A 5,035-nucleotide genomic window follows, 5' to 3' on the forward strand; every position below is an offset into this window, starting at 1 on the left:
GCCGGCCCGCCCGGAGGGGCTGGGCGCGGCGGTGGCGGGCACGGTGACGGTGCGGGCCGCGGTGGCGGCCGGTGCCGTGGTGGTCGCGGGGTGCGCGGGGGCCGGTGCGCTCCTGGGCGGGTACGGGGCGCCGCGCCACGCGCTGGCCGCACTGGCCGCGCTCGGTGCCGCCCAGCTCCTGCTGCGGCACTGCGTGCGGCGCTTCGGCGGGGTGACCGGCGATGTCTTCGGCGCACTGGCGGAGACGGCGGCGACGACGGCCCTGGTGGTGCTGACGTTCGGATAGTCGGGTAGTGCGTGTCCCTGCCGCCGGGGTTCAGGCCTTCGGGCACTCCTGGCGCCACACGCCCAGTTCGTACTTCTTCAGCAGCGAGCTGAGCCCCAGCCGCCGCGACCCGGCGCAGAACCGGGCGACGGGCAGCTCGTACTCGACGTGGAAGACGGCCTTGCCCGCCTTCACGAACGGGGTGAGCTCCGCGCACTCCCCGTACTGGGCGCACTGCTCGTTGACCGCGAAGTCGAAGTCCGGCTCCAGCTCCGGGATCTGCCCGAGGTCGTTCTTCAGGCCGACGGAGAGCCCGTGGCGGTGGGCGATCCGGGCGATGAGCCGGTTGTAGCGCAGCTGGTCGGCGGCGGTCAGCGGGAAGCCGGTGCGGTTGCGGTAGCCGTCCATGTTGTCGGGCTCCACCGCGTCGAAGCCCTTCTCGGCGCACATCTCGATCCGCCGTTCCATCAGCGGCTCCAGGACATCCGTGCGGCGGATGTCGAGCCAGCGCTCGCCCTCCCAGCCGTTGCTCTTCCCCCGTACCGAGGCGGGGAACTTCTCGGCGTCCGGACGGAAGTCCTCCCAGGCGCCGGTGGAGAGGTAGCAGATCACCTTGCGGCCCCGGCGGTGCAGATCACCGACCGCCGCGGCCTTGTGGTCGAAGCCGTCGATGTCGTAGACCGGGACGTCCACCGTCGGGTCCAGCCGGCCGGAGAGCTGCCACTGCCAGCCGATGCCCGGCTCCGGCCGCCAGCGGTCCTTCCCCTCCGGTTCCGGCGCCGCCGATGTGCAGCCGGCCAGCAGGGCCATCAGAATCAGTACGGCGACGGGCAGCGGCCGGCCGCCTGCCCTCACGCGTGCGGCCCTGCGGGCGTGCATGGTTCTCCCCTTGTCGGTCCGTCACCTCCAACGACCCTATGTCCACGACCGGTTCCCGCTTCACGGGCCCCGCACCGGACGCCCGGGGCCGGGCCGGGGCTCCACATCGGGCCACCGACGGCCCGCCGCCGTGTTCCCGCGGCAAGGGCGCGCGTAGGCTCATTCCCGGCACATTGCGGCGGCGTCTACGATGCGCCGGGCACGGTCGGCCCACCCCTCGACCGACAACGAACTCAACGGAAGCGAGATTTCACCACCGTGACTGCTCTCACTCTCAGCACTGCCGGTGCGACGACGCTGCGCGCCGACGCACTCGTCGTCGGCGTCGCCAAGGGCGCTGGATCCAAGTCCGGGGACCTGGTCCTCGCACCGGGCGCCGAGGCCGTGGACAAGGCGTTCGACGGAAAGCTCGCCACCGTCCTGAAGGCCCTGGGCGCCGCAGGTGCCGAGGGCGAGGTGACCAAGCTCCCCGCACCCGACGGCCTCAAGGTCCCGGTCGTCATCGCGGTCGGGCTCGGCTCCGTCCCGGAGAAGGACGAGGCGTACGACGCCGAGGCGCTGCGCCGGGCCGCGGGCTCGGCCGCCCGTGCCCTGACCGGCTCGAAGAAGGCCGGCTTCGCGCTGCCCATCGCGTCCGCCGAGGACGCCGAGGCGATCGCCGAGGGCGCGCTCCTGGGCGCGTACGCCTTCACCGCGTACCAGGGCGGCGAGGACAAGGTCGCCCCCAAGGGCAAGAAGAACGGCAACGGCGTCAAGCTGCCGCTCGGCGAGGTCGCCCTGCTCGGCACCAAGCCGCGCGACAAGGCGTTCAAGGCGGCCGCCGAGCGCGCCGTCGCGGTGGCCGAGGAGATCAACCGCGCCCGCGACCTGATCAACACCCCGCCGAACGACCTGTACCCCGAGTCCTTCGCCGCCGTGGCCACCGCCGCGGGCAAGGAGCACGGCATCAAGGTGCAGGTCCTCGACGAGAAGGCGCTCGTCAAGGGCGGCTTCGGCGGTCTGCTGGGCGTCGGCCAGGGCTCGACCCACGGCCCGCGCCTGGTGAAGCTCGCCTACACGCACCCGAAGGCGGAGAAGACCCTGGCCCTGGTCGGCAAGGGCATCACCTACGACTCGGGCGGCATCTCGCTGAAGCCGGCCGGCCACAACGAGACGATGAAGTGCGACATGAGCGGCGCCGCCGCCGTGTTCGCGACCGTCGTCGCGGCCGCCCGCCTCGGTCTCCAGGTCAACGTCACCGGCTGGCTGGCGCTCGCCGAGAACATGCCGTCGGGCAACGCCACCCGCCCCGGTGACGTGCTGCGCATGTACAGCGGCAAGACCGTCGAGGTCCTCAACACGGACGCCGAGGGCCGGCTCGTCCTCGCCGACGCGCTGACCCGCGCCTCCGAGGAGAACCCGGACGCGATCGTCGACGTGGCGACCCTGACCGGCGCGATGGTGCTGGCGCTGGGCAACCGCACCTTCGGCATCATGGCGAACGACGACGCCTTCCGCACCTCCCTCCACGAGATCGCCGAGGAGGTCGGCGAGGCCTCCTGGCCGATGCCGCTCCCCGCCGACCTGCGCAAGGGCATGGACTCCCCGACCGCCGACATCGCCAACATGGGCGAGCGGATGGGCGGCGGCCTGGTGGCCGGTCTGTTCCTCCAGGAGTTCGTGGGCGAGGGCATCGCCTGGGCGCACCTGGACATCGCCGGTCCGGCCTTCCACGAGGGCGCACCCTACGGCTACACGCCGAAGGGCGGCACGGGCTCCTCGGTCCGCACGCTGGTCAAGCTCGCCGAGCGCACCGCCGCCGGAGACCTCGGCTGAGGTCCGGGCTGTGACCTGTACGGCCCCGGGCATAGGCCCGGGGCCGTACGCGTTGCCCCGATGGCATCGCCGCACGGATCCGGCAGGTTTCGCTCTCGACGAAATCCGTAGGGGTCTACGCGGCGGTAACCGCCTGAGACGGTTGATCATCCGGCTCAGACCCGGGCCCCGCGTCCCGCCCACCGTCAACAAGTGCGAAGATGGGTTCTCGGCAGGACAGGGCCCCCACCACAGGGCCGAATAACAAAAGCGGCCGAACACCAGCCGACCGGCCGGTCATCCCCCAGCGACGGGGCCCGGCGTACGGCGCACATGCATGGAGGACGTGACGTGGCGAACGACGCCAGCACCGTTTTCGACCTAGTGATCCTCGGCGGTGGTAGCGGCGGTTACGCCGCGGCCCTGCGCGGAGCGCAGCTGGGCCTGGACGTCGCTCTGATCGAGAAGGGCAAGGTCGGCGGCACCTGCCTGCACAACGGCTGCATCCCCACGAAGGCCCTGCTGCACGCCGGTGAGATCGCCGACCAGGCGCGCGAGTCCGAGCAGTTCGGTGTCAAGGCCACCTTCGAGGGCATCGACATCGACGCCGTCCACAAGTACAAGGACGACGTGATCTCGGGCCTGTACAAGGGTCTGCAGGGTCTCATCGCCTCGCGCAAGGTCACCTACATCGAGGGCGAGGGACGGCTCTCCTCCCCCACCTCGGTGGATGTGAACGGCCAGCGCGTCCAGGGCCGCCACGTGCTGCTCGCGACCGGCTCCGTGCCGAAGTCGCTGCCGGGCCTGGAGATCGACGGCAACCGCATCATCTCGTCGGACCACGCGCTGAAGCTGGACCGCGTCCCGAAGTCCGCGATCGTGCTGGGCGGCGGCGTCATCGGCGTCGAGTTCGCCTCGGCGTGGACGTCCTTCGGCACCGACGTGACGATCATCGAGGGCCTGAAGCACCTCGTCCCGGTCGAGGACGAGAACAGCTCGAAGCTTCTTGAGCGCGCTTTCCGCAAGCGCGGCATCAAGTTCAACCTCGGTACGTTCTTCCAGAGCGCCGAGTACACGCAGGACGGCGTCCGTGTGACCCTCGCCGACGGCAAGACCTTCGAGGCCGAGGTGCTGCTGGTCGCCATCGGCCGCGGCCCGGTCTCGCAGGGCCTGGGCTACGAGGAGGCCGGCGTCGCGATGGACCGCGGTTACGTCCTGGTCGACGAGTACATGCAGACCAACGTTCCGACCATCTCGGCCGTGGGCGACCTGGCCCCGACGCTCCAGCTCGCGCACGTCGGCTTCGCCGAGGGCATCCTGGTGGCGGAGCGGCTGGCCGGTCTGAAGACCGTTCCGATCGACTACGACGGTGTCCCGCGGGTGACGTACTGCCACCCCGAGGTCGCCTCCGTGGGCATCACCGAGGCCAAGGCCAAGGAGCTCTACGGCGCGGACAAGGTCGTCGCTCTGAAGTACAACCTCGCGGGCAACGGCAAGAGCAAGATCCTCAAGACCGCGGGCGAGATCAAGCTCGTCCAGGTCAAGGACGGTGCCGTGGTCGGCGTCCACATGGTCGGTGACCGTATGGGCGAGCAGGTCGGCGAAGCCCAGCTGATCTACAACTGGGAGGCGCTGCCCGCCGAGGTCGCGCAGCTCATCCACGCCCACCCGACGCAGAACGAGGCGATGGGCGAGGCGCACCTGGCCCTCGCCGGCAAGCCCCTGCACTCCCACGACTGATCCGGTCGACCGGGCGCGACGACCGACCACTTCCGCACTTTCGTAAGGAGCAACTGAAACCATGTCGGTTTCCGTAACCCTTCCGGCGCTCGGCGAGAGCGTCACCGAGGGCACTGTCACCCGCTGGCTGAAGGCCGAGGGCGAGCGCGTCGAGGCCGACGAGCCGTTGCTCGAGGTCTCGACCGACAAGGTCGACACCGAGATCCCGGCCCCCGCGGCCGGCATCCTGGCCGCCATCAAGGTCGCCGAGGACGAGACCGTCGAGGTCGGCGCCGAGCTGGCCATCATCGACGACGGCACGGGTGCGCCCGTGGCCGCCGCGGCTCCGGCCGCCGAGCCCGCGGCCGCCCCGGCCCC

General features: G+C 71.1%; 5 protein-coding genes. 4 read left to right on the plus strand and 1 reads right to left on the minus strand.

Features of this window, described 5'->3' with window-relative positions; genetic code table 11:
* Positions 1-286 (plus strand): adenosylcobinamide-GDP ribazoletransferase (locus GA0115234_RS23390; protein WP_176729248.1); only part of this gene is annotated, 286 nt, incomplete at its 5' end.
* Between the two features lie 30 nt (positions 287-316).
* Here the strand turns inward: GA0115234_RS23390 and GA0115234_RS23395 are convergent.
* Complete coding sequence (locus GA0115234_RS23395; protein ID WP_093544958.1) at positions 317-1,144, minus strand: endo alpha-1,4 polygalactosaminidase; 828 nt, start codon at positions 1,142-1,144, stop codon at positions 317-319.
* A 258-nt stretch (positions 1,145-1,402) separates the two neighbouring features.
* On the opposite strand from GA0115234_RS23395, the gene GA0115234_RS23400 reads away from it, so the two are divergent.
* From GA0115234_RS23400 to GA0115234_RS23410, 3 genes are all read left to right on the plus strand, one after another.
* On the plus strand, positions 1,403-2,959 hold the full coding sequence (locus GA0115234_RS23400; protein ID WP_093544961.1) for a leucyl aminopeptidase: 1,557 nt from the start codon (positions 1,403-1,405) through the stop codon (positions 2,957-2,959).
* A gap of 330 nt (positions 2,960-3,289) precedes the next feature.
* Positions 3,290-4,678 (plus strand): dihydrolipoyl dehydrogenase, encoded by a 1,389-nt coding sequence (gene lpdA / locus GA0115234_RS23405; RefSeq protein WP_093544964.1) that lies wholly within the window; start codon positions 3,290-3,292, stop codon positions 4,676-4,678.
* Between the two features lie 61 nt (positions 4,679-4,739).
* Positions 4,740-5,035: biotin/lipoyl-containing protein (locus tag GA0115234_RS23410; RefSeq protein WP_305123106.1), on the plus strand; the 296-nt coding region annotated here is incomplete at its 3' end.

This window comes from Streptomyces sp. DvalAA-43, from assembly GCF_900091725.1.
Classification (GTDB): domain Bacteria; phylum Actinomycetota; class Actinomycetes; order Streptomycetales; family Streptomycetaceae; genus Streptomyces; species Streptomyces pulveraceus.

Excerpts from the sequence above, each read along its gene's own strand:
- GA0115234_RS23395 (WP_093544958.1), bottom strand. The coding sequence starts at position 1,144 with ATGCACGCCCGCAGGGCCGCACGCGTGAGGGCAGGCGGCCGGCCGCTG.